The 21,480-nt window shown below is 58.8% G+C and carries 18 protein-coding genes and 1 pseudogene; 10 read left to right on the forward strand and 9 right to left on the reverse strand.

Translation table 11 applies throughout. The annotated features are described in order from the left end of the window. The 3 genes and pseudogenes from I8N66_RS19695 to I8N66_RS19705 all read right to left on the reverse strand — a co-directional run. Positions 1 to 1,101 (reverse strand): annotated as a pseudogene (locus I8N66_RS19695) (beta-galactosidase); the annotation flags it as partial. Positions 1,102 to 1,181: 80 nt separating this feature from the next. Then, entirely contained in the window at positions 1,182 to 3,458 is a 2,277-nt protein-coding gene (locus I8N66_RS19700; protein ID WP_291156885.1) for an NADP-dependent malic enzyme, read from the reverse strand. 202 nt (positions 3,459 to 3,660) lie between these two features. Further along, complete coding sequence (locus I8N66_RS19705) at positions 3,661 to 4,917, reverse strand: glycerate kinase (protein WP_291156886.1); 1,257 nt, start codon at positions 4,915 to 4,917, stop codon at positions 3,661 to 3,663. A gap of 190 nt (positions 4,918 to 5,107) precedes the next feature. Here I8N66_RS19705 and I8N66_RS19710 point away from each other — a divergent pair, with 190 nt between their 5' ends. From I8N66_RS19710 to glcF, 3 genes are read left to right on the forward strand one after another with little or no spacing between them, the layout of a single operon-like run. Further along, positions 5,108 to 6,544 (forward strand): FAD-linked oxidase C-terminal domain-containing protein, encoded by a 1,437-nt coding sequence (locus tag I8N66_RS19710; protein WP_291156932.1) that lies wholly within the window; start codon positions 5,108 to 5,110, stop codon positions 6,542 to 6,544. Continuing rightward, entirely contained in the window at positions 6,541 to 7,749 is a 1,209-nt protein-coding gene (gene glcE / locus I8N66_RS19715) for a glycolate oxidase subunit GlcE (protein ID WP_291156887.1), read from the forward strand. The genes I8N66_RS19710 and glcE overlap by 4 nt, the downstream gene beginning before the upstream one ends. Continuing rightward, positions 7,749 to 9,062 (forward strand): glycolate oxidase subunit GlcF, encoded by a 1,314-nt coding sequence (gene glcF, locus I8N66_RS19720; protein ID WP_291156888.1) that lies wholly within the window; start codon positions 7,749 to 7,751, stop codon positions 9,060 to 9,062. The genes glcE and glcF overlap by 1 nt, the downstream gene beginning before the upstream one ends. A 609-nt stretch (positions 9,063 to 9,671) precedes the next feature. Here the strand turns inward: glcF and I8N66_RS19725 are convergent. The 3 genes from I8N66_RS19725 to I8N66_RS19735 all read right to left on the reverse strand — a co-directional run bounded on the left by I8N66_RS19725 (position 9,672) and on the right by I8N66_RS19735 (position 12,083). Further along, the gene (locus I8N66_RS19725) at positions 9,672 to 10,094 is read right to left on the reverse strand and encodes a heme-binding protein (RefSeq protein WP_291156889.1); all 423 of its coding nucleotides are present in this window, start codon (positions 10,092 to 10,094) and stop codon (positions 9,672 to 9,674) included. 197 nt (positions 10,095 to 10,291) lie between these two features. After that, a complete protein-coding gene (locus tag I8N66_RS19730; RefSeq protein ID WP_291156890.1) occupies positions 10,292 to 11,089 on the reverse strand; it encodes an IclR family transcriptional regulator in 798 nt (265 codons plus the stop codon). A gap of 118 nt (positions 11,090 to 11,207) precedes the next feature. Continuing rightward, positions 11,208 to 12,083 (reverse strand): 2-hydroxy-3-oxopropionate reductase, encoded by an 876-nt coding sequence (locus I8N66_RS19735; protein WP_291156891.1) that lies wholly within the window; start codon positions 12,081 to 12,083, stop codon positions 11,208 to 11,210. 170 nt (positions 12,084 to 12,253) lie between these two features. Between I8N66_RS19735 and I8N66_RS19740 the strand changes: the two genes are divergently transcribed. The 4 genes from I8N66_RS19740 to I8N66_RS19755 all read left to right on the forward strand — a co-directional run bounded on the left by I8N66_RS19740 (position 12,254) and on the right by I8N66_RS19755 (position 17,298). Next, positions 12,254 to 13,687: an aldehyde dehydrogenase family protein gene (locus I8N66_RS19740; RefSeq protein WP_291156934.1), complete on the forward strand. Its 1,434-nt coding sequence runs from the start codon at positions 12,254 to 12,256 to the stop codon at positions 13,685 to 13,687. A 229-nt stretch (positions 13,688 to 13,916) separates the two neighbouring features. Then, on the forward strand, positions 13,917 to 14,636 hold the full coding sequence (locus I8N66_RS19745) for a ribonuclease activity regulator RraA (RefSeq protein ID WP_291156892.1): 720 nt from the start codon (positions 13,917 to 13,919) through the stop codon (positions 14,634 to 14,636). A 339-nt stretch (positions 14,637 to 14,975) separates the two neighbouring features. Next, positions 14,976 to 15,929: an AraC family transcriptional regulator gene (locus I8N66_RS19750; protein WP_291156893.1), complete on the forward strand. Its 954-nt coding sequence runs from the start codon at positions 14,976 to 14,978 to the stop codon at positions 15,927 to 15,929. A gap of 328 nt (positions 15,930 to 16,257) precedes the next feature. Continuing rightward, on the forward strand, positions 16,258 to 17,298 hold the full coding sequence (locus tag I8N66_RS19755; RefSeq protein ID WP_291156894.1) for a porin: 1,041 nt from the start codon (positions 16,258 to 16,260) through the stop codon (positions 17,296 to 17,298). 285 nt (positions 17,299 to 17,583) lie between these two features. Here the strand turns inward: I8N66_RS19755 and I8N66_RS19760 are convergent, their stop codons facing one another. Continuing rightward, positions 17,584 to 17,949 carry a TIM barrel protein gene (locus tag I8N66_RS19760; protein WP_291156895.1) on the reverse strand — a complete coding sequence of 122 codons (366 nt, stop codon included), beginning with the start codon at positions 17,947 to 17,949 and terminating at the stop codon, positions 17,584 to 17,586. Between the two features lie 550 nt (positions 17,950 to 18,499). Between I8N66_RS19760 and I8N66_RS19765 the strand changes: the two genes are divergently transcribed. Continuing rightward, the gene (locus tag I8N66_RS19765; RefSeq protein WP_291156897.1) at positions 18,500 to 18,703 is read left to right on the forward strand and encodes a cold-shock protein; all 204 of its coding nucleotides are present in this window, start codon (positions 18,500 to 18,502) and stop codon (positions 18,701 to 18,703) included. Between the two features lie 100 nt (positions 18,704 to 18,803). Beyond that, positions 18,804 to 19,679, forward strand: coding sequence for a 3-hydroxybutyryl-CoA dehydrogenase (locus I8N66_RS19770; RefSeq protein ID WP_291156899.1), 876 nt, complete (start codon positions 18,804 to 18,806; stop codon positions 19,677 to 19,679). Between the two features lie 242 nt (positions 19,680 to 19,921). On the opposite strand, the gene I8N66_RS19775 is transcribed toward I8N66_RS19770, so the two are convergent. Next, positions 19,922 to 20,248, reverse strand: a complete 327-nt coding sequence (locus tag I8N66_RS19775) for a helix-turn-helix domain-containing protein (protein WP_291156901.1) — start codon at positions 20,246 to 20,248, stop codon at positions 19,922 to 19,924. 144 nt (positions 20,249 to 20,392) lie between these two features. After that, positions 20,393 to 20,848 carry an aspartate 1-decarboxylase gene (gene panD / locus I8N66_RS19780; protein WP_291156903.1) on the reverse strand — a complete coding sequence of 152 codons (456 nt, stop codon included), beginning with the start codon at positions 20,846 to 20,848 and terminating at the stop codon, positions 20,393 to 20,395. A 136-nt stretch (positions 20,849 to 20,984) separates the two neighbouring features. Between panD and I8N66_RS19785 the strand changes: the two genes are divergently transcribed. Continuing rightward, positions 20,985 to 21,440, forward strand: a complete 456-nt coding sequence (locus tag I8N66_RS19785; RefSeq protein ID WP_291156905.1) for a transposase — start codon at positions 20,985 to 20,987, stop codon at positions 21,438 to 21,440. The last annotated feature ends 40 nt before the right edge of the window (positions 21,441 to 21,480 follow it).

The raw sequence follows: 21,480 nt of genomic DNA on the forward strand, positions 1-21,480 counted from the left end.
ATCGGGTCGGATCAGCGCGACCGTTGAGTCCGGACGGTAGTCACTGTAGATGGCGCGGTTATCTTGGTAGAACCTCTGGATTTCGCCTGCAATCGGCAGATTCGCGTACGGGATGCGCCCTGGCGCGCCCATTAGGTACGTTGACGGATTGCCACCTCGCGCGATCGCCTGGAGCAGATACTGCGCGAAATGCTCGGGCTGCTCGCCTGCCATCCTGTAGGGCATGTCGACGAAGGAGGTTGAATTCACCAGGATGGACGAAGTCGGCATGCCCGTTCGGTAGACGCTCACGGCTTCGGATGTCGCGTGATGCCAGGGTTCGCGTCCGACGCCATTGTTGGCCTCATAGTAGATGATCGGCGACCTGCGGCTCATGATCAGGGCAACGCCGGGATTCTTCTCCTCTATGTGCTTTGCCAGTCTGTCAACAAGTCCCTGGAGGACCCCTGTGGCAAACCGCAACCACAGTGAGTAGCTGGGGTGTTGGGGTGTGTCGGGGATTTCCGCGTCGCCGGCGAAGGCCGCGAACGCAGTCTTGCATTTTTCGCAGTGACAGACCCCGTGATAGTTACGGCTATAGTCGAATTCCGAAAAGCGGAACCAATTGACGAAAAAGCCGCCGATTTCATAGCGGTCTAGAATTTCATCGATGATGTCGAACGACCGATGCTGATAATAGTCCCCACAGGGGCAGGTTGTGTACAACGTATTGTAGATTTGAGCTTTCCCATTCGGAGACTTGAAAAGCCAGTCCGGGTGTTTGTGGGCAATCCGGGTCGAGACCTTGGAGAAATCCATTCGGGCCAGCACCCTGACATTGCGCCTTCTCGCGGCGGCGACCGCATCTCCAATCAGATCGCCTGATGGGCGCTCCTTGAGGAATGGGACGCGGGTCTGGAACGGGAGGTCCGTCGGATAGAAGGATGCGATCCCCCCGACGTTGAGAAGCCAAGTATCGGCCCCTTGAGCTTCGATGAAGTCAAGCGCCTGCTCGACGTCCATCGTTGCATCTATCTCCTGGATGTTAGTCTGCACATTTGAGAAGGCCCGCGTCCACCACCGGTCGGAGGTCTCGTCGACAGTCGTGTCCTTTTCAATCATCACGTATCGCCTTTACCAATGGAGTTAAAAGGAACCTCGAGAACACCCCTTCGGCGAACTGACCGCCACCACGCGAATTGTTACTCGCCTGCGTTGTAGGCCGCGATAGTCGCCATATTGACAATCTCCGTGTCCTTCGCGCCGATCGAGGTGATCTGAACAGATTTGTCGAGACCGAGTAGCAGGGGGCCGATCACCGTCGCAGCGCCGAGCTCGTGCAACATCCGGGTGGCAATCGACGCGGAATGGATTGCCGGCATCACCAGCACGTTCGCCGGAGCTGAGAGCCGGCAGAAAGGATACTGCTCCATCCGGTGCGGATTGAGCGCTACGTCAGCGGCCATTTCGCCGTCGTATTCGAACTCCACCCGCCGCTGATCCAGGATTGCGACCGCCTCCCGCACCCGTTGCGAACGTTCGCCAATCGGCTGACCGAACGTGGAGTAGGCTAGTAGCGCGACACGCGGTTCGTAGCCCATGCGCTTGGCAACGCGCGCGGCTTCGGTGGCGATGTCGGCGATATCCTCCGCATTTGGCATGTCATGAACCGCCGTATCGGCGACAAAGATGGTGCGCCCTCTCGCAACGACAAGAGAAATCCCGATCACCTTGTGTCCGGGTTTGGTGTCGATGCACCGGCGAATATCCTGCAATGCGGTTGCGTAATTCCGCGTTGTCCCGGTCACCATGGCGTCGGCATCGCCGATAGAAACCATCGTCGCCGCAAAGTGATTGCGGTCATTGTGGATCAGACGTTGAGCGTCTCGATGGAGAAAGCCTTGACGCTGCAGGCGGGCATAGAGGTGTTCGACATAGGCATCCACCCGGTGCGAAAGGCGCGCGTTGACGACTTCGATGCCCGGCCGATCGAGCTCTATGCCGGCTCTTTCCGCCGTGGCACGGATCAGGTCGTCGCGACCGAGCAGGATCGCTGTTCCGAGGCCCTGGTTGCAGAACGAAATCGCCGCGCGCATGACTTGCTCTTCCTCCGCCTCTGCGAAGACAACGCGCTTGGGGAAGCGGCGAACCCGTTCGTAGAGACCTTGGGTGGTGGCGGCGATCGGGTCGCGGCGCGCCGAGAGCTCGTGGCCATAGGCGGCAAGGTCGAAAATGGGCTGGCGAGCGACGCCACTTTCCATAGCAGCTCGGGCTACAGCCACCGGAATGGCAGAAATTAGCCGTGGATCGAAGGGAACGGGAATGATGTATTGCGGACCGAAGCGCGGCCGGTTGCCCTGGTAGGCGGCGGCGACGTCGTCGGGCACGTCTTCCTTGGCAAGGCTTGCCAGCGCTTCGGCGGCAGCGATCTTCATCTCGTCGTTGATGGTCGTTGCGCGCACGTCGAGCGCGCCGCGGAAGATGTAGGGGAAGCCGAGCACGTTATTGACCTGGTTCGGATAGTCAGAACGGCCTGTGGCGACGATAGCGTCGTCGCGGATGCGGGCGACTTCTTCCGGCGTGATTTCCGGGTCCGGGTTGGCCATGGCGAAGATGATCGGCCGCGGCGCCATCGAGCGCACCATGTCCTCCGAAAGCGCGCCCTTGGCCGAGAGGCCGAAGACCACGTCGGCGCCGTCCATCGCCTCTGCCAGCGTGCGGCGGTCGGTCTTGACCGCATGCGCCGACTTCCACTGGTTCATGCCCTCGGTGCGGCCTTCGAAGATGACGCCCTTGGTGTCGCAAAGGATGATGTTGTCAGAGGCGAAGCCCATCGACTTGATGAGTTCGATGCAGGCGATGGCGGCGGCACCCGCGCCGTTGCAGACGAGCTTGGTCGTCTTGAAGTCGCGGCCGGTCAGCGCCAGCGCGTTGATGAGGCCGGCTGCGGCGATGATCGCCGTGCCGTGCTGGTCGTCGTGGAACACCGGGATGTCCATGACCTCGCGCAGCTTCTGCTCGATGATGAAACAGTCCGGCGCCTTGATGTCTTCGAGGTTGATGCCACCGAAGGAGGGGCCGAGGAAACGCACGCAGTTGATGAACTCGTCGACGTTTTCGGTATCGACTTCAAGGTCGATGGAATCCACGTCGGCAAAGCGCTTGAACAGCACCGACTTGCCTTCCATGACAGGCTTTGACGCAAGCGCGCCGAGGTTGCCGAGGCCGAGAATGGCCGTGCCGTTCGAGATCACGGCCACCATGTTGCCACGAGCCGTATAGTCGTAGGCGGAGGCCGGGTCCGCGGCGATGGCCTTTACCGGAAAGGCGACGCCCGGCGAATAGGCGAGCGACAGGTCGCGCTGTGTCGCCATCGGTTTGGTCGGGTTGATTTCGAGCTTGCCCGGTCGGCCCTCGGAATGGAAGTCGAGTGCTTCCTGTTCGGTCACGGATGCACGCGTGCGAGTGAGCTTGTCCATGGCGTCTTCCTCTTTGTAGTCTGAAGTCAGGGTCGGTTGTTGGTGTTGTGCGACGCGTCGCTGCAGAAACGGGGCAGAGGGCGTTTTGCATTCCGTCAGCTTTACGGAGATCGTGTTCGCCTCGGTTTCCTAGTCGCCAACTTTTCCACATGATGGAAAGCGGGCAGAGGCGATGTGCGATCCACTCTGACGGGGCTTGAGGTCACGTGACGAGCACGGCGCGGAAGTCGTTGACGTTCGTGCCGGTCGGACCGGTGTGGAAGGCATCGCCAAGGGCGGCGAAGCCCGAAAAGCTGTCATTCTCGAGAAGCAGCTTCGCTCCATCGAGTCCTAGAGCCCTTAGACGTCGCACGGTGGTGCCGTCGGCGAAAGCGCCCGCGTTCTGTTCAGACCCGTCGATTCCGTCAGTGTCGGCGGCTAGCACGGTAATGTCGAAGCCGTCTATTGCCAGTGCTACCGCCAGTGCAAACTCGCCATTTCGCCCACCTCTTCCGTGCTTACCGCGTAACGTGACAGTGGTTTCGCCACCAGATAACAGGACGACCGGCTTTGCAAACGGCCGGTCGCGCAACAGGATCTCTCGGGCGATGGCGGCATGGACGAGCGCCGCTTCACGGGCTTCCCCTTCGATCGAATCCGAAAGAATTTGCGCGGCAACGCCCTGCGTGCGGGCCACTTCGGCTGCGGCCTCGAGCGACTTTGCCGCCGAGGCGACGATGAAGTGCTCGTGACGAGCGAAGGTGGGATCATCGACCTTTGGCGCATCGGCGGCTGGCGAATGGAGATGAGCAAGCATCGCGTCGGGGAGTTTCAGCCGGTATTGCTCGACAATCGCGATCGCGTCTTGTCTCGTCGAAGCGTCTGGAATGGTTGGGCCCGATGCGACGAAGGCCGGGTTGTCGCCAGGAATGTCTGAGACGATGAGACTAACCACGCGCGCCCGTGTTTTCGCGGCGAGGCGACCACCCTTGATCGTCGAGAGATGTTTCCGCACTACGTTCATAGCTGAGATGGGAGCGCCAGAAGCCAAGAGCGCCTTGTTCAACGCGATCTCGTCCTCCAGCGTCACTCCGTCCGGAGGGGCCGGCAGCAAAGCTGACCCGCCGCCGCAAATCAGGGCGATCACGAGATCCTTTTCGGTGAGATGCATGATTGTCTCTTCAAGACGCCTCGCGCCGATCAGGCCGGCGGCGTCAGGAACGGGATGCGAAGCCTCCAGAACCTCAATCGACTGGGTCGGACATCCGAAACCGTATCGAGTGACCACGACCCCCGTCAGGGGTTTCGGCCAAAGCCGTTCCAGCGCCGCCGCCATTTGGGCTGCTCCCTTGCCGGCGCCGACCACAACCGTTCTTCCTTCGTGGGGCGGCGCGGGCAGGTGCCTCTTCATACCCGTTGTCGGATCCGCCGCCGCGACGGCGGCGGCGAACAAGTCGGTTAAGAACGATCTGCTTTCCATACCCCACTCCAGCATGCAGCTTGGCTTGTGTTCCTTGAACGGTGGCATGATTAGCGTTGCGTCCGGGTCTGGTTAACCGGCTCCCCTGCCTTTTCCGCATCGTGGAAAGTTCAAAGCCGAATGCGGAAGCTCCGCGATCAATCCGCTACATCAGTCATAACCATTGTTTTGCTGCTCCAGGACGCCCATGATCGCTGAGCAAATTAGATTTCTACCGCCACGCGAGGCTGTGATCGCGAACAGAAAATCGATTCTGGCCGACCTAGCCAGTCTACTGCCGACGGATTGCCTAGTGCATGAGGCGCGGGAGCTGGTTCCCTTTGAAACGGACGCATTTGTATCCTATCGGCAATTGCCGCTCGCCGTCGTTCTGCCCACAACGACGGAACAGGTCGCCGCAGTGACGCGCTATTGCTACAGGAATGGAATTCCTATTGTCCCGAGGGGCGCGGGTACCTCGCTGTGCGGCGGCGCGATACCTCAGCAAGACGCGGTCGTGCTCGGTCTTTCCAGGATGTCACGCATTCTGGAGTTGGACTATGTCAACCGCGCCGCGACGGTCCAAGCTGGAGTGACGAACTTAAGCATCTCGGAAGCCGTCAGCGCCGATGGCTTCTTTTATGCGCCTGACCCGAGCTCGCAGCTCGCCTGCACGATCGGCGGCAACATCGGCATGAATTCCGGCGGCGCGCACTGTTTGAAGTATGGGGTCACCACCAACAATCTGCTTGGCGTCAAGATGGTCCTGGTTGATGGCACGGTCATCGAACTTGGCGGCAAGCACCTGGACGCGGCGGGTTACGATCTGCTTGGCCTTGTCTGCGGGTCGGAGGGACAGCTCGGTATCATCACTGAGGCGACGGTCAGGCTGATTGCCAAGCCGGAGGGTGCACGGCCGGTCTTGTTCGGCTTCGAAACTTCGGAGGAGGCGGGCGCCTGCGTCGCAGATGTGATCGGGGCCGGAATTATTCCCGTTGCGATCGAGTTCATGGACAAGCAGGCCATCGAGATTTGTGAAGCTTTTGCCCAGGCGGGTTATCCGCTCGATGTGGGTGCACTCTTGATCGTTGAAGTCGAGGGGGCCGATGCCGACATGGAGGCGATGCTTGAAAGCATCGTCGAGATCGCACGTCGCCATGGCGTCAAGACGGTACGAGAAAGTCAGTCTGCCACGGAGGCCGCACTGATCTGGAAAGGCCGAAAGTCCGCCTTCGGTGCGACCGGTCGCATCGCCGATTACATTTGCATGGACGGGACGGTGCCTCTAGGCAAGCTCCCCTATGTCCTCAACAAGACCTCCGAAATCATCGAGAGGTTTGGATTGAGGGTCGCAAACGTCTTCCATGCTGGCGACGGCAATATGCATCCGCTGATTTTGTTCAATGCCAATGATCCGGACGATGCAGCCAAGGCAGAGGCCGCTGGCAATGAGATACTAAAGCTCTGCGTCGATGCCGGTGGTTGCCTCACCGGTGAGCACGGAGTCGGGATCGAGAAACGTGATCTCATGCGACATCAATACTCCGACGCGGACCTCAATCAGCAGATGGCGGTGCGGTCCGCCTTCGATGAAGACTGGATCCTGAACCCGTCAAAGGTTTTTCCGTTAGATGGACGCCCAGCATGACAACATTGATACCGGCCAGTGATCTCGAGGCGGCCGAAATGGTGCGCGCAGCAATGGCGGATGGGACGCCACTTTCCGTTGCTGGCGGATCTACCCGCTCTAACTTCTACGTTGGCGCGGCCGCCCGGACGGTCCTGCGATCCACTGGTCTCGTGGGAATCGTCGACTATGAGCCTCAAGAGATGGTCATGACCGTCAGAGCCGGCACGCCGGTGGCGGAGGTGGAGGCGGCCCTCGCGGAAAAGAGACAGATGATGGCTTTTGAGCCGATGGACCCTCGGGCAGTCCTGGGGACGTCGGGCGAGCCAACGATCGGCGGTGTGTTCGCGGCCAATGTGTCAGGTCCCCGTCGCTTTGTTTGCGGGGCGGCCCGCGACGGTCTGCTCGGCGTACGTTTCATCAATGGCAGGGGAGAGGCGATCCGGGCAGGCGGTCGCGTGATGAAGAATGTCACCGGCCTCGACCTTGTGAAACTTTTCGCCGGCTCCCATGGCACGCTTGGTTTCATGACCGAAGTGACGTTCCGCGTCCAGCCGCTGCCGGCGGCAATCGAGACGATTGTGGTCTCAAGCTTCGATGGTGTTGACCCCGTAAAGGCTATGTCGACTGCGATGGCGATGCCGGTCGAAGTATCGGGAGCGGCCTACCTGCCAGCAAGCGTCAAGGAAAGCTTCCTTGGCGGTGCGCTTCGGGACAGCGAAGCGGTTGTTCTTCGCCTCGAAGGCACCGCCGCCTCCGTTTCTGCGAGGGCCGAGAAACTTGTCGCCGCGATGGAGAGCCTTGGCTCGACATCTCGTCTTGGATCGGGCGAAAGCCAGGTGCTCTGGAGGGAGATTCGAGACGTCCACCCGTATGTCGACGGTACGCTGCGACCGCTCTGGCGTATCTCCGTCGCACCCTCTGCCGGAGTCCAGCTCGTCGCTGCGCTGCGGCTGAAGACCGATGTCGACGCATACTTCGACTGGCAAGGCGGCCTGATCTGGATGCGAATGGAAACCAATCCCCAAGCGGAGCTGCTCAGACGGCAGATCAGCGCCCTCGGCGGAGGACATGCAACGCTCATGCGGACGTCTGACGCGGTAGCCGCCGAAACTCTGGCTTTCGAACCCTTGGCGCCCGCGGTAGCCGCGCTTTCAGCGCGCATAAAGATGAAGCTCGACCCAGCCGACATCTTCTGCCCCGGCAAGATGGGAGGAACCGTGTAGTGCAAACCTCCTTCACACCTGCGCAACATGCCGACCCGCATGTGGCAGAATCCGAGAAGATCCTACGCCGCTGTGTACATTGTGGCTTCTGCACCGCCACCTGTCCCACCTATGTGACGCTCGGTAACGAGCTCGACAGCCCCCGAGGACGCATTTATCTTATTAAGGACATGCTGGAACATGGCCGCCCCGCCGACGAGGAGGTCGTCACACATATCGACCGCTGTCTCTCCTGCCTTTCTTGCGTCACAACCTGCCCGTCCGGCGTCGACTATATGCATCTGGTCGACAATGCCCGCGTCCACATTGAGAACACTTACAGACGCCCGCTGATCGATCGGATGCTCCGCAGCCTGCTTGCTGCTGTGCTGCCATATCCGAACCGATTTCGCGCGGCTCTCTCTTTGGCGAAATTCGCTCGGCCCTTTGCTCCAATTTTCAATCGTATACCTGCACTGAAGCCGCTCGGGGCGATGCTGGAGCTTGCACCGTCCTCCATCGTCGCATCCGTTTCATCGACCGTTGGTGCCGTTCCGGTCGGCGCTCAAAAGCGTGGTCGAGTGGCGATCCTCTCCGGCTGCGCGCAGCCGGTCCTGGATCCCGGTATCAATGAGGCAACGTTTCGTCTGCTGGCCAGGTTCGGTGTGGAGGTGGTGGTGCCGCAAGGGGAGGGATGTTGTGGCGCGCTGGTGCACCACATGGGCCGCGAGCAGGAGGCCCTCGACTTCGCCCGCCGCAACGTCGATGTATGGATGCGAGAAATCGAGACCGGTGGCTTGGACGCCATAATCATCACCGCATCGGGCTGCGGCACGACGATCAAGGACTATGGGCATATGCTCCGTCTCGACCCCATGTATGCAGAACGGGCGGCAAAGGTCTCTAGTCTCGGCAAGGACATCACCGAGTATCTCTCGACACTTGACCTCCCAAAACAGGAACCGAAGCAGCTCGCCGTCGCCTATCACTCCGCCTGCTCGATGCAGCACGGCCAAAAGATCACCATGGTCCCTAAGAACCTTCTGAGAAATGCAGGTTTCACCGTTCGTGATCCGGCGGAAGGCCATCTCTGCTGCGGTTCGGCCGGCACCTACAATATCCTTCAGCCGGAGATCTCAGCGCAGTTAAAGGCCCGCAAGGTGAAGAACATCGAGAAGACGAAGGCGGATATCATCGCCACCGGCAACATCGGCTGCATAACGCAGATCGCTTCGGGAACGGCGCTTCCGATCGTGCACACGGTCGAACTGCTCGACTGGGCCTATGGGGGGCCGAAGCCGAAAAAGCTCACGGCACTTGGAGTTGAAGGCTAACGATCTACGCGATCGACCACTGTTGAAGGGATCACACCGCGAAGCACAAGCCATAGAGAAAGCAGCGGTATATTGAGCGGAGGCTAGGGGTCTTTCGCGCCAGAATTGGTCACCGTGAGCGGCGATAACCGTATTCCGGGTGTGGCCTCAATTCAGCGGGGCCGATGGGGGCTAGGCCGACTTTTCAAAATTTTCTCCATGAAATGATTGAGCGCGTTCGCCAGATCCGGTGAAACTCCGTCGATCGCTTAGCTAAAACCGCGCGCGAGAAACAGATTTATTGGGATTGGCGTCTCGGGTGACACCGCTTTGGCTCCCGCGCAACTGCTTGCCCCATACCGGCGCCTAGGCCTTTCCCGCGGAAACAGAATTCGACAGAGCTTCAAGCTGGGATTTCAGCGCAGCAGTCGTTTCTTCCTTAAGTACGGTTGCTTGTAGAGCCGTGTGGTCAATAGTGTCTCTCACGCTCGAAAGTACGAGACATCGCTCGGCGGCGCTTGCGTCAATCGGCCGCCGCCTTCTTGATGTTCTCGATCGGCGTCTGCCTTCAGCCGGCAGCGCGACACCAACGTAGTCGCGCTGCGGAGGACCGAGGATCCTGGGGCTCGGTCAGAGAGACGATAGAAAGCGATCAATACCCGCTTGCGCACACTCGGTATCTTGTGCGGGTGTCCCCGAACTAATACCGATGGCGCCGACCACTTCACCTTCGACGACAACCGGCAACCCGCCAGCCACAATCATCAGCCGACCGCCGATCGCGGCGTTGATGCCATATGCCGGGCTGCCTGGCTGACTGGCGACGCCGTAGCTTTCGGTTGTGCGCTTCGCGCCCGCAGCAGTGAAAGCCTTGTCCTGCGCGATTATCGTGCTGGTTATCTTTCCGCCGTCCATCCGTTCGAATGCGATCAGCTGTCCAGATTCGTCAGTGATGGCGATGCACATCGGTACGCCGATTTCGACCGATTTCTCGCGTGCCCCCTTGATGAGTACGCGCGCATCTTCCAAGCTCAGTCTCTTTACAGTCAGCATGATTTTCCTTTCTAAGAACCATGTAGGTCGGGGCTCGTCACCACGATGAGGGGCTGCCGTCGCACGGGCAGCGCGGCGTTCCAGGCGCCGATTGCCGTTCGATACGAGTCACTGCGTGAAAGGGACAATCGGAGTTCTGGGTTTTTCACGATGCGGAATGTGCGGCCGCACTTCAAACTGACATTCGGCCGGAACTATTACATCGACTGCATCAACTCAGCGGAGCCGGTCACCGCAGCGGTGATTTTTCGTGCCGTATCGACAACATAAGGCGCGAGCTGGTCGATGCGTTCGGCCGGCATTCGGTCGACCTGTCCGGAAATCGAGATCGCACAGATGGCTTCAGCACGCTCATTGTAGACGACACCGGCAATGCACCTGACGTTGCTCCGGTTCTCGGCGTTGTCGATCGCATAGCCGTTCGCTCGCACGGTTTCGAGTTCGAGACGAAGTGCCTCGAGCCGCGTTATCGAATGCGACGTCTTTCTGAACATTCGCCGCAATTCGACGATCTCCTCGATATCCTCGGAGGGGTAGGTCGATAGAATTGCCTTTCCCATAGCCGATGATGTCATGGGCACGCGTCCTCCAATGCGGCCAATCGACCGTACGATCTGTCTGCTTGGGACCTGAGAGACAAGGGTGATCTCGCCATCGTCCGCCATTCCCAGGTTCGCCGTTTCCTTCGTCTGGTCGCGAAGACGCTGGAGAAACGGTTGGGCCAGCGACACGAAGCTCGCCCTACGCAAGAAGGCCGAGCCGATGTTCAACATCGCCAGGCCAATGTGCCACCTCGCGGTGCGAGGCTCGAATTGAACATGGCGGCGTTTCTCGAGCGTGGTGAGCAGGCGGTGCGTGGTCGACGGGGAAAGCCCCGCCTCACGCCCGAGTTGCGACAAACGGCACCCTTCATCATGCTGGCTAAGCAGTTCAAGCAAGAACATCGCTCGGTCGACCGACTGGACTGATCCCGACCTCGCAGCGTCATCCATCATGGTCCACTCCTCCCAGGAATCGATCTCGACGACGGAACTTCAAAGCCCAAAACGCTGGCGAGTCGAAGTGTTGACAGGCAATCGTCGCGCCAAACGGCTCGTCTTAACCGGGGCCAGCTCATTCCGTTTCGACCAGATCCCGGATCTCCAGAAAGAGCGCGGAATGGTCGCGGTCACCGTTACCCTTTTTCAAGGCAGTGGACATGAGCTCGCGCGTAGCGGATGTGTTGGGAATCTTAACTCCGAGGGCCTGCGCGGCGTCTGTTGCCAAACTAAGATCCTTGTGATGAAGGCGAAGGGCGAAGCCCGGATCGAACGTCTTGTCGATCATTCTCTTGCCGTGAACCTCCAGGATGCGTGAGTGGGCGAAGCCACCCAGCAGCGCCTCACGAACCTTCTCGAGGTTTGCACCTGCCTGTTCAGCCAGGACCAGCGCCTCGCTGACGGCTTCGATCGTGAGGCCCACGATAATTTGGTTGGCAACCTTCGCCACTTGGCCGGCACCGTTCGCGCCGACGAGCGTGATGTTCTTGCCCATCGTCTCGAACAAAGGTCGCGCACGGGAAAACTGCTCTTCGTCGCCGCCAACCATGATCGAAAGCGTTCCGTTTTTTGCTCCAATTTCACCGCCCGACACCGGAGCATCGAGATATCGAGCACCCTTGGCTTCGACTCGCTTTGCGAAGTCACGGGTGGCTACCGGATCGATCGAACTCATGTCGATGACAAGGGCGTCGGGGGAGAGGCCTTCGCAAACACCCCCTTGCCCGAAGAGCACGGCCTCGACGTCGGGCGTGTTTGGCAACATTAAGATCACGAACTCCGCACCTTGGGCGGCCATCGCGGGGGTATCGACGCCAACCCCTCCCAATTCGACCAGGTTGCTCGATGCAGCCTTGACGCGATTAAGGCGGACTTGATGCCCCGCCTGGATCAGCCGTTCCGCCATTGGCCGGCCCATGGTTCCCAAACCGATAAATCCGATAACAGACACGATGGCTCCTCATCTCAATTGGACTACGCAAATATTGACAACTTCATCGCACAAATGACAAATCAGTGTCAATTGTCTGGATTCGACAGTGAACGATCCCGACGTTGTCAGTTCCTGTCTACTTCAGAGGTAGGCATTTACTCGGACCAAAAAAGAAAGCCATGACGAAGATGAGTATTTATCAGAACCTGATTGCCGGCGAGTGGGTCGGTGACGAGGCCTCGCCAAACATTAATCCGTCGAACACGGATGACGTCGTTGGCATGTACGTGCGGGCGAGCGCCGATGACGCAAAACATGCCATCGCCGCCGCCAAGGCGGCATTTCCAACCTGGTCGCGTTCGGGAATTCTCGAGCGCCATGCCATATTGAGGAAAACCGCTGACGAGATTCTGGCTCGCAAGGACGAACTTGGCGAGTTGCTCGCTCGCGAGGAAGGCAAGATTCTTCCGGAGGCGATCGGAGAGGTCACTCGCGCAGCCCAGATCTTCGACTTCTTCGCGGGTGAAACGCTGCGTCTGACGGGCGAAGTGGTCCCATCGGTGCGCCCGAACATCGGAGTTGAGATAACCCGAGAACCACTGGGCGTCGTTGGCATCATCACGCCCTGGAACTTTCCGATCGCCATCCCGGCCTGGAAGATCGCCCCGGCGCTTTGCTACGGCAACACGGTGGTGTTCAAGCCGGCCGACCTTGTGCCGGGTTCAGCCTGGGCGATCGTCGACATCCTCCACCGTGCCGGCCTTCCGAAGGGCGTGCTGAACCTCGTCATGGGGCGGGGCTCGGTTGTTGGGCAGGTCATGCTTGAGAGTCCGGATCTCGCCGGGATCACGTTTACAGGTTCCACCAGCACGGGTAAGCGCGTAGCGCTTGCCTCCATTGAGCATAACCGCAAGTTCCAGCTCGAAATGGGCGGCAAGAACCCGATGATTGTCCTGGACGATGCCGACCTAAACATTGCCGTCGAGGCCGCCGCCAACTCGGCCTTCTTTTCAACCGGTCAGCGGTGCACCGCTTCCTCCCGTCTGATCGTTACGGCAGGAATCCATGACAGGTTCGTAGCGGCGATGACCGAAAAGCTGAAGACGTTGAACGTCGACAACGCGCTGAAGGCCGGAAGCCAAATTGGGCCGGTCGTTGACGACAAGCAGTTGAGGCAGGACACCGACTATATTGAGATCGGAAAGTCGGAAGGCGCCAGGCTCGCCTTCGGCGGCGAGGTGTTGAGGCGAGATACGCCTGGGTTCTACCTGCAGCCGGCGTTGTTCACTGAGGCGACGAACCAGATGCGCATTTCGCGCGAGGAAATCTTCGGACCGGTCGCTTCCGTCATCCAGGTCAAGGATTACGACGAGGCGCTCGCCGTCGCCAACGATACGCCGCTTGGCCTGTCGGCGGGTATCGCCACGACGAGCCTGAAGTACGCCACACACTTCAAGCGTAATTCCGAGGCCGGCATGGTCATGGTCAACCTGCCTACCGCGGGCGTCGATTTCCACGTTCCCTTCGGCGGTCGCAAGGCCTCGTCGTTCGGTCCGCGCGAGCAGGGCAGGCATGCCGCCGAGTTCTTCACCATCGTGAAGACCGGCTACACGCTGGGATGAATCGTTCACTAGGCGTCATTCCGCATGTTACAACTATTGACAGATTCAACCAGATCGGTATTCTGCTTTGTATCCGGGGATGACGCCCTTACGCTCAGAGTGTCGGTGGTTCACGTTCTGCGGTTGCCGCGGTTTTCGTGTCTCTTCGCACTGATGCGGATAGAAATGCGATAGAAACCAGCGGGTAACGGGCGAATTTCCGTACGCCAATCACACGAGGAGTCTTCAATTGACAAAGCTTAAGGTCGAAACGCGCGAGAAGCTGAAACTTGTTTCGACGCCGACCATCATGACAGCTCTTTACAAGAGAGGTCTGCGAAACCAGTGGATTCAGGACGTTCACCGTATCAATCGCCAAGGTGAAACGATGGTGGGGGAGGCGTTCACGCTGAGATACATGCCGGCGAGAGAAGATCTCAATCAACTGGAGGTCTTTCGCGATCGGGAGCATCCGCAAAGAAAAGCCGTAGAGATTTGCCCCGCCGGCGCGGTCTTCGTCATCGACAGCCGCAAGGACCCACGCGCGGCTTCCGCCGGGTCGATTCTCGTCTCTAGGCTTATGGTGCGAGGCGTGGCGGGGATTGTGACGGACGGAGGGTTCCGCGACACGCCGGATCTCGAGAAACTTGACATCCCCGCCTATCACAACCGGCCTTCAGCCCCGACAAACCTCACGCTTCACCAGGCCATCGACATAAATGTCCCGATCGGATGTGGGGACACGCCAGTGTTTCCTGGCGATGTCGTGGTGGGGGATGGTGAAGGCGTGGTTGTGATCCCCGCGGCACTTGCCGACGAGATCGCATGCGAGGCCACCGAGATGACGGTGTACGAGGACTTCGTGACGGAGGAGGTTCTCAAAGGACGCTCAATTCTCGGCCTTTATCCTGCGACCGATGAGCAAAGCCTTGTTGACTTCCGCTCCTGGCGGGAAAGGGTCGGCCGCTAGGCGAATTGCCGATCGCGCGGATGAAATAGGGTGGCCACTCGGCCACCCTATTCTGCAAGAAGGGGTTGCCGTTGCGCGGCTTGGGGGAGGAGCGTACAGGCCCTGCAACGTCCCCCAAGGCTTACTTCGGTCCGTTCCAGCAGTGAACTCAACTCCCTTAGCGCGGGCGCGGTGGACCCGTACTTTGCGCCCGAAGAGCCATGGCAGGCTGCGTGGCTTTGGATTTCAGGCGGATTACCGATGAGAGTGTATTCAGGCATCCCTGAGGCTCCGTGCGGGAGTTTTGAGGCCCATTCTCGAAGCGACGTCCTTCGCGGCCTCGAGGCGCATGAACCGAACGTGCGCTGGAAGGTCTTTGGTGACGCCGGGAATTCCCCGTTCACCTTCAAAAGACATAACCTTCCGTCAGGATCGATCACGGCCGTAGACCAGTCGGGCGCCCTTGAGGCGCATTCGCGTCGTGGCGGGGCCGAAATAGGTCTGCTGTTCGTCTTGGCGGGAGAGATCGAGGTGGCGGTTCGGCGAGGGCGGAAGGCGCTTTGCATTTCTGCCGGTCAAGTTGCAAGCCTGCGCGACTTCGCAGGCCGGCGCTTGAGTGTCCAGGCGGGAAGCTCCTGGTTGGCGTTTAGTGTCTCGGAGGCGACGCTCCGGCAGCACTTCGAGAGCGCGACTGGCAGACCGTATGTTCAAGAATTCGTGCTGACCCCGACGGGGTTCGATGAGGGCGACGGCAGCGGCTTGTACCAGACCCTTCGCGGGGCGCTGGATGATCTGAGTTCGGCGTCTCTCGGGGAGAAGCCGAATCTGGCAAAGGCGTATGAGCAACTTGCCCTCGTCAAGCTATTTACCAAGTTGCCGCACAATCTGGCCGATGCGTTCGGCTGTGGATCTCGTCCCTATGCGCCTCGCCCGTTGCTGCAAGCGGAGGTGTTCATGCGGCGGAATCTAGCCGAACCGGTTACGATAGAAGACCTGGCGGAGGCAGCGGGCTGTAGCTCGCGTACCCTTCAGCGGCTCTTCAGGAGCTACCGCGGAACATCGCCGATGGGCGTTCTCTGCAACTACCGGCTCGCCTGTGCGCACAGCACACTTCAGGCAGGTCAGGTGACGTCCATCGCCGAATTGGCGGCGAGGCTTCAATTCTCCAATCCTGGCAGGTTCTCGGTCCTCTACAAAAACGCTTATGGCTTCAAACCATCGTCCAGCCGTCGTCTTGCGAGGGATGATGGCCGCGCGCCGACGAGCGAAACCGAAAAGGCCCCGAACGGGACGCGTCTCGCGACCGACGAATAAGCAATTCGCGTTTAAAGTAACAAATAATATTCTCTCTTCAGTTGCAGCAAAATATTGCTCAATATCTGATTGAGATGAAGATTCTGTCCGTGACGTAGAATATACATATTGCGACAAATATTTGTATTATTTTCGATACAAGCTACTTGTATTTGATTATGTCGGAATATTGTGGCCAGAATCCGGTTCTAATCGCTAATTTCCAATGCTAACTCCCGATCGCTGCGCATCGTCTTCGATGGCCTCCGCAGCCCGAACCTGGTCCGCGAGCAGGGAGGCTCACGACCTGCCAGACCCTTGATCACCTTCAGAGGAAAGAACCGATCAAATGAGAATGAAAACTGTGCTTCTCGGCTCCGCAGCCGCCCTTCTGGCAATGAACGGCGCCCGTGCCGCCGACGCTATCGTGGCTGCTGAACCGGAACCCATGGAATACGTGCGCGTCTGCGATGCCTTTGGTGTAGGCTATTTCTACATCCCCGGTACCGAAACATGCCTGAAGATCGGCGGGTACGTCCGCTTCCAAACGTCCTTCGGTCCGGACGAAGTCAACGGGCGTCAGGGCTGGGGTACGGCTGGCACTTCCGACTGGGACGCCTTCTCGCGCGCCTATATCTCGTTCTCTGCCAAGAGCGACACCGAGTATGGCACGCTCACCGGCTTCTTTGCCGCCGAGTTCAACGCTGACAACGACACCGACGCTGGCGACAGCCGTATCGACGTCGACGAAGCCTACATCCAGCTCGGCGGCCTGAAGGCTGGTTTCTTCTACAGCTGGTGGGACAAGGGCATTAACGGCGAGACTGACAAAGTCAGCAACGTCACCGAATTCAATTCCATCGCCTACCTCTATGACGGCGGTTCGTTCCAGGCCGGTATCGCCGTTGACGAACTTGAAGGCTGGTCGACCAAGGCAAACGGCGTAGGCATCGAAGGCATCGTTTCGGCCACGCTCGGCGGCGTCTCCTTGGACCTGCTCGGCAGCTACGACACCGAGTGGGAAGAGGGAGCGATCCGCGCTCTGCTTTCGGCTGATCTCGGTCCAGGCACGCTCCAGCTTGCTGGTGTCTGGGCCTCTAATCCAAACACCTACTTCAACGCATCGGAGTGGACTGTTGCAGCCTCGTATGCCTTCAAGGCCACCGACAAGCTGAAGATCACCCCCGGCGTTCAGTATTGGGATAGCCTTCGGAGCGGCAACGACTTCAACAACGATCTCGACAAGTGGCGCGCTGGTGTGACTCTCGATTACGCGATCACCGAAGGGCTCGCAGCCCGTGTATCAGTTCAGTACAACCAGGAAGACCTGACGGCTACCACCGATCGTGACTATGTCGCAGGGTTCGTCCGCCTGCAGCGCAACTTCTAAAATGAACCAACGGGACCTTGCAAACACTCGAATTGCGAGGTCCCTCGTACCCGAGATCTCGACCATTTTAGACGTCGACGGGCGACAGCCTCAAGACCTAAAAACCAAACCTGCCTAAAGGTGATCATTGGCCACGAGGCGTCCGATGTCCGTCGCGTCTCGTCAGGATACCTTTGCCTCCAATTAATGACTATAATCGGCCGGACAACCCGGCCGGTAGACAAGGTGCTTTCTACATATGCAGCGCCGCACCGCGCAAAGTGAAACTCGCTCCGTGCGCGTTGTTCAGCAAATGGACGTCATGCGCTGACCGCATAGCTGCAGAACCTCGGGTTCCGATTGGCTCCACCAGTAACGCGAAAATATCTCGGTTTCGACGAAGCCGGCATACCCTGCAGCCTCTACGTCTTGCCGAAGGGCAGCTATCTTGATGACCCCATCCCCCATCATTCCCCGGTCCAGCAGAAGGTCCGTTGTGGGGACGAGCCAGTCGCAAACGTGGAAGGCGTTGATCCGCTTCGTATTTCCCCCACGGGCGATCTGATCACGCACAGCGTAATCCCACCAGACATGATAAACGTCGATAGCGACGCCGATCCCGCCATCGCAGCCAGGATCGATGGCATCGCAAAGATCGAGGGGCCTCCCCAAGGCTGGTTATGCAGGAGCGATCGCCAGTGTACATCGGATGCAGCGGCTCAACGGCAAGCGAAACACCGAGGCCGCGCGCATGATCGAGCAAATTTGAAAGGCCCTCGGCCACTTGACCTCTCGCGCCGGCCAGATCCTTGCCACCCTCCGGCATGCTGCCGACGACGAGGACGAAGCAAGGCGCCCCCTGTCGTTTGGCACTTGAAAGGGTTCATCCTCAATTTCTGTGATTCAGCGGCAGCATTCTCGCCCTCATCAGTTCTGAGCCGGCGCGACCGTACATTGCTCGCTTCAGCATCTTGAGGCGGTTGATCTGCCCTTCGGCCTGACCGTTGCTCCTCCCGGTCAACCCCTTCACTTGAGTTCCATAAGCTATGTTACCTGATTTGACGAAATGTTATTACATAACAATAGACATTTCCGCTCAACCATGCGCCGATCGAACGGGAAGATGCCTGCCCCGAAAACCGGTCAAATATTCTGTTTGCGTCAGCTTGATTGGGCGGTGCGTGAACTTTAGTGTGCCCGCATCTAACTGGGAGAGGTCTTGATGCCGACAGGCAAAGTAAAGTTTTTTAATGCAGACAAAGGCTTCGGCTTCATCGCACCGGATACTGATGGCGTCGACGTATTCGTTCATGTCTCGGCACTCCAATATGGGGACGTGCTGAGAGAAGGTCAGGCGGTGTCATACGATCTCGGACAAGATCGCAAGACCGGAAAGACAAAGGCCGAAAACGTCAGGCCTTTCTGACACTCAAATCCAGGCGCCTTAGCGACACCACCGGGACAAGTTTTGTGTCGGAATTTAAAGGCTCACCAGACCCTAAACCGGGACCTGGCGTGAGGAGAGCATGACGATTGAGACTGTCGGAGTTGTCGGGGCAGGGCACATGGGCCGCGGCATAGCGTGTGCGTTTGCCCTGGCGGGGTTCCATGTCACATTGATGGATGTCGAACCTCAAGCCCTCGCCTCCGCTGCGGAAAGCGTCGCAGCGCAGATCGATGAAATGATCGCGCGCGGTGATGTTGAACCTGCCGAGAAGGCGGCCGCCATGGCTCGGCTGGCGTCAACCACGAACCTGAGAGACGTTGGTAGCCGGGATCTCATCATAGAGGCGGCGTCGGAGATTGAAGCCGTCAAGCATCGCATCTTCGCCGAGCTGACGCCCTACCTGAGCCCAAACGCAATTCTAGCCTCGAACACATCTTCGTTCTCGGTCACACGTATGGCTGGTGTCACCGATCGGCCGGAGCAGTTCATGGGGTTGCACTTCATGAATCCTGCCCCGTCGATGCCACTTGTGGAATTGATCCGCGGCATCGCGACCAGCAAGGAAACATTCGACGCCGTCGATGCTGTCATCAAGCGCCTCGGCAAAACCGCTGTTGTCGTCGAAGACTATCCGGGCTTTACCGTTCACCGAATTCTCATCCCGATGATCAATGAAGCGGTCTATGCTCTCTACGAGGGGGTAGGCTCGGTTCTGGATATCGACAACAGCATGCGGTACGGGGCCAATCACTCAATGGGGCCGCTCGAGCTTGCCGATTTTATCGGCCTGGACACCTGCCTCTCCATCATGACGTCACTTCGCAACGGCCTTGCAGATAGCAAGTATCGACCCTGTCCTTTGCTGGTGAAATACGTCGAAGCCGGCTGGCTTGGACGGAAAACAGGGAGAGGCTTTTATGACTATCGCGGTGAAACGCCAGTTCCAAGCCGCTGAAACAGATCTGCATGAGAATGTTGTCCGCTGGCCGGTAACCCGGGAGCGCTTCTTGATCGCCCTTTTTTCGGAACCGTACCGGAATGGGGAAAATAGACCTTCCTTACCAGCGCCGTCAGCTCTAGGTATATGAGCATTCTCTGTTGTATTTTTCCCTGCCTCCAGTGAGCCATCTGGACGCATGCTCGCCCCGCCGCATTGGCGGGGCATTTTTTTGAGGCGGCAGCAGCGTTCGCCAGCCGTCAACCGAGGTTGGCGGTGATCTGCGCGGCGAGCGCCGCCTGAATTTTCACGAGGCTGATGACGATTTCAGGAGAGGCGATTGAAAACCGCATGCCCGCCGCTTTGACGTTCACGGATAGAACGCCGATTTCGACGAGCTTATGGAGATGTTTGTAGACCATTCCTGACGGAAGTCCGACGGCTGCAGCAAGTCTTCCGGCAGACAGTTGCCGATTGGATAGAACAGCCAGGAGCAGCAGACGTTTCGGGTGCGCGATGGCCTGCAGGAACTTAGCTGCTTCCAGCGCCTGCTGTTCATTCAGTTCGGCGGACACGGTCGAAGCCATAAGTTCTCATTGCGCGTCGGGTGGTGGTGACCACCACTCCCCTTAAGCTACGAACATAAAAATGCAAATGACGGTTCAGCAAAGGGGACCGGTCTCTATTCGCCGTTTCGTCGTGGCTCGATAGCGCCAAGACCAGCTGATTGACTATTGAGCGCCAGAAACCAACAGCGGGATGGGCAGGACGGTCTCGCCTTCATCAAGGATGTCGAAGGTGTAGCGTCCGTCGTCATCGATATTGACCGAGTAGCTGAGGCGGTCACGAACATGATTTTGTTCGTCGAACGTCAGCACCTTCGGCTTCAATGAAGTGAGCTGACTTTCATCGAGATAGACCGAGTTGCAGATGATGATTTGGTCGCCAGGCTGGCACGTGCGCGCCGCGGCTCCATTGAGAATACAGCACCTGGAGCCGCGTTCACCCAAAATGACATAGGTGGAAATCCGCGCTCCGGAGTTCTTGTTCCAGATTTCGACAAACTCCATTGGCAAGATGCCGGCTTGCTCGCAATGATCGGGGTCCAAAGTGATCGACCCATGATAGTTGAGATTGGCCTCTGTCACGTAAATGCCATGCAATTTGCCTGCGACCAGCTTTCTCATCGTTTCCCTCAATGTCGTTTGGATGCTGCTTCACTAGAGCACGGGCCCAGAGCGGAAAAGGGCCAATCGGGCGCTCTGAGTTGACAATCAGAGTTCAATCGGTTGAAAACGGGCAAAACTCAACGAGGAAGGTCCGATGGCCGAAGAAAACACAGCGGCAGTGTCTATGGCAGACGAGGATGCTCCCGCGAAGACCCCAGAGCGTAAGACGCGAAACGCACCGAAACGCCGAAGTGCTGCAACGGACTCGCCCCGCACACGGTCAAAAGTCTCGACGGCGAAGGCGACCGGGAAGACACGTTTCAGCGCGGAGGAAAAGCTAACGAAGCTCGCATCTATCGAAGCACAAGTTGCCGGCGCAAGCACGCTGAAAGACGCGGTCAAAAGTGCAGGAATATCAGAGCAAACCTACTATAACTGGAAGAACAGCGTGAAGCCGGCTCGCGAAACGAGCGGCGAAGCGTTATCGGATTCTGACGGGTTCGCCGAACTCGTGGAAGTTGAGGCGGAGAACCGGAGACTGCGCAAACTTCTGTCCGAAAAGCTCCGCGCCGAGAATGCCGACCTGCGCAAGAAACTTGGACTGGATTGAGATCGGCTACTCGCTTCAGCCCCCATTGTCTTGGCGGGCG

It is taken from the genome of Ensifer sp. SSB1 (assembly GCF_016652895.1).
Classification (GTDB): Bacteria; Pseudomonadota; Alphaproteobacteria; order Rhizobiales; family Rhizobiaceae; genus Ensifer.

Excerpts from the sequence above, each read along its gene's own strand:
- I8N66_RS19700 (WP_291156885.1), bottom strand. The coding sequence starts at position 3,458 with ATGGACAAGCTCACTCGCACGCGTGCATCCGTGACCGAACAGGAAGCA.
- I8N66_RS19705 (WP_291156886.1), bottom strand. The coding sequence starts at position 4,917 with ATGGAAAGCAGATCGTTCTTAACCGACTTGTTCGCCGCCGCCGTCGCG.
- glcE (WP_291156887.1), top strand. The coding sequence starts at position 6,541 with ATGACAACATTGATACCGGCCAGTGATCTCGAGGCGGCCGAAATGGTG.
- I8N66_RS19725 (WP_291156889.1), bottom strand. The coding sequence starts at position 10,094 with ATGCTGACTGTAAAGAGACTGAGCTTGGAAGATGCGCGCGTACTCATC.
- I8N66_RS19730 (WP_291156890.1), bottom strand. The coding sequence starts at position 11,089 with ATGATGGATGACGCTGCGAGGTCGGGATCAGTCCAGTCGGTCGACCGA.
- I8N66_RS19740 (WP_291156934.1), top strand. The coding sequence starts at position 12,254 with ATGAGTATTTATCAGAACCTGATTGCCGGCGAGTGGGTCGGTGACGAG.
- I8N66_RS19755 (WP_291156894.1), top strand. The coding sequence starts at position 16,258 with ATGAGAATGAAAACTGTGCTTCTCGGCTCCGCAGCCGCCCTTCTGGCA.
- I8N66_RS19765 (WP_291156897.1), top strand. The coding sequence starts at position 18,500 with ATGCCGACAGGCAAAGTAAAGTTTTTTAATGCAGACAAAGGCTTCGGC.
- I8N66_RS19770 (WP_291156899.1), top strand. The coding sequence starts at position 18,804 with ATGACGATTGAGACTGTCGGAGTTGTCGGGGCAGGGCACATGGGCCGC.
- I8N66_RS19775 (WP_291156901.1), bottom strand. The coding sequence starts at position 20,248 with ATGGCTTCGACCGTGTCCGCCGAACTGAATGAACAGCAGGCGCTGGAA.
- panD (WP_291156903.1), bottom strand. The coding sequence starts at position 20,848 with ATGAGAAAGCTGGTCGCAGGCAAATTGCATGGCATTTACGTGACAGAG.
- I8N66_RS19785 (WP_291156905.1), top strand. The coding sequence starts at position 20,985 with ATGGCCGAAGAAAACACAGCGGCAGTGTCTATGGCAGACGAGGATGCT.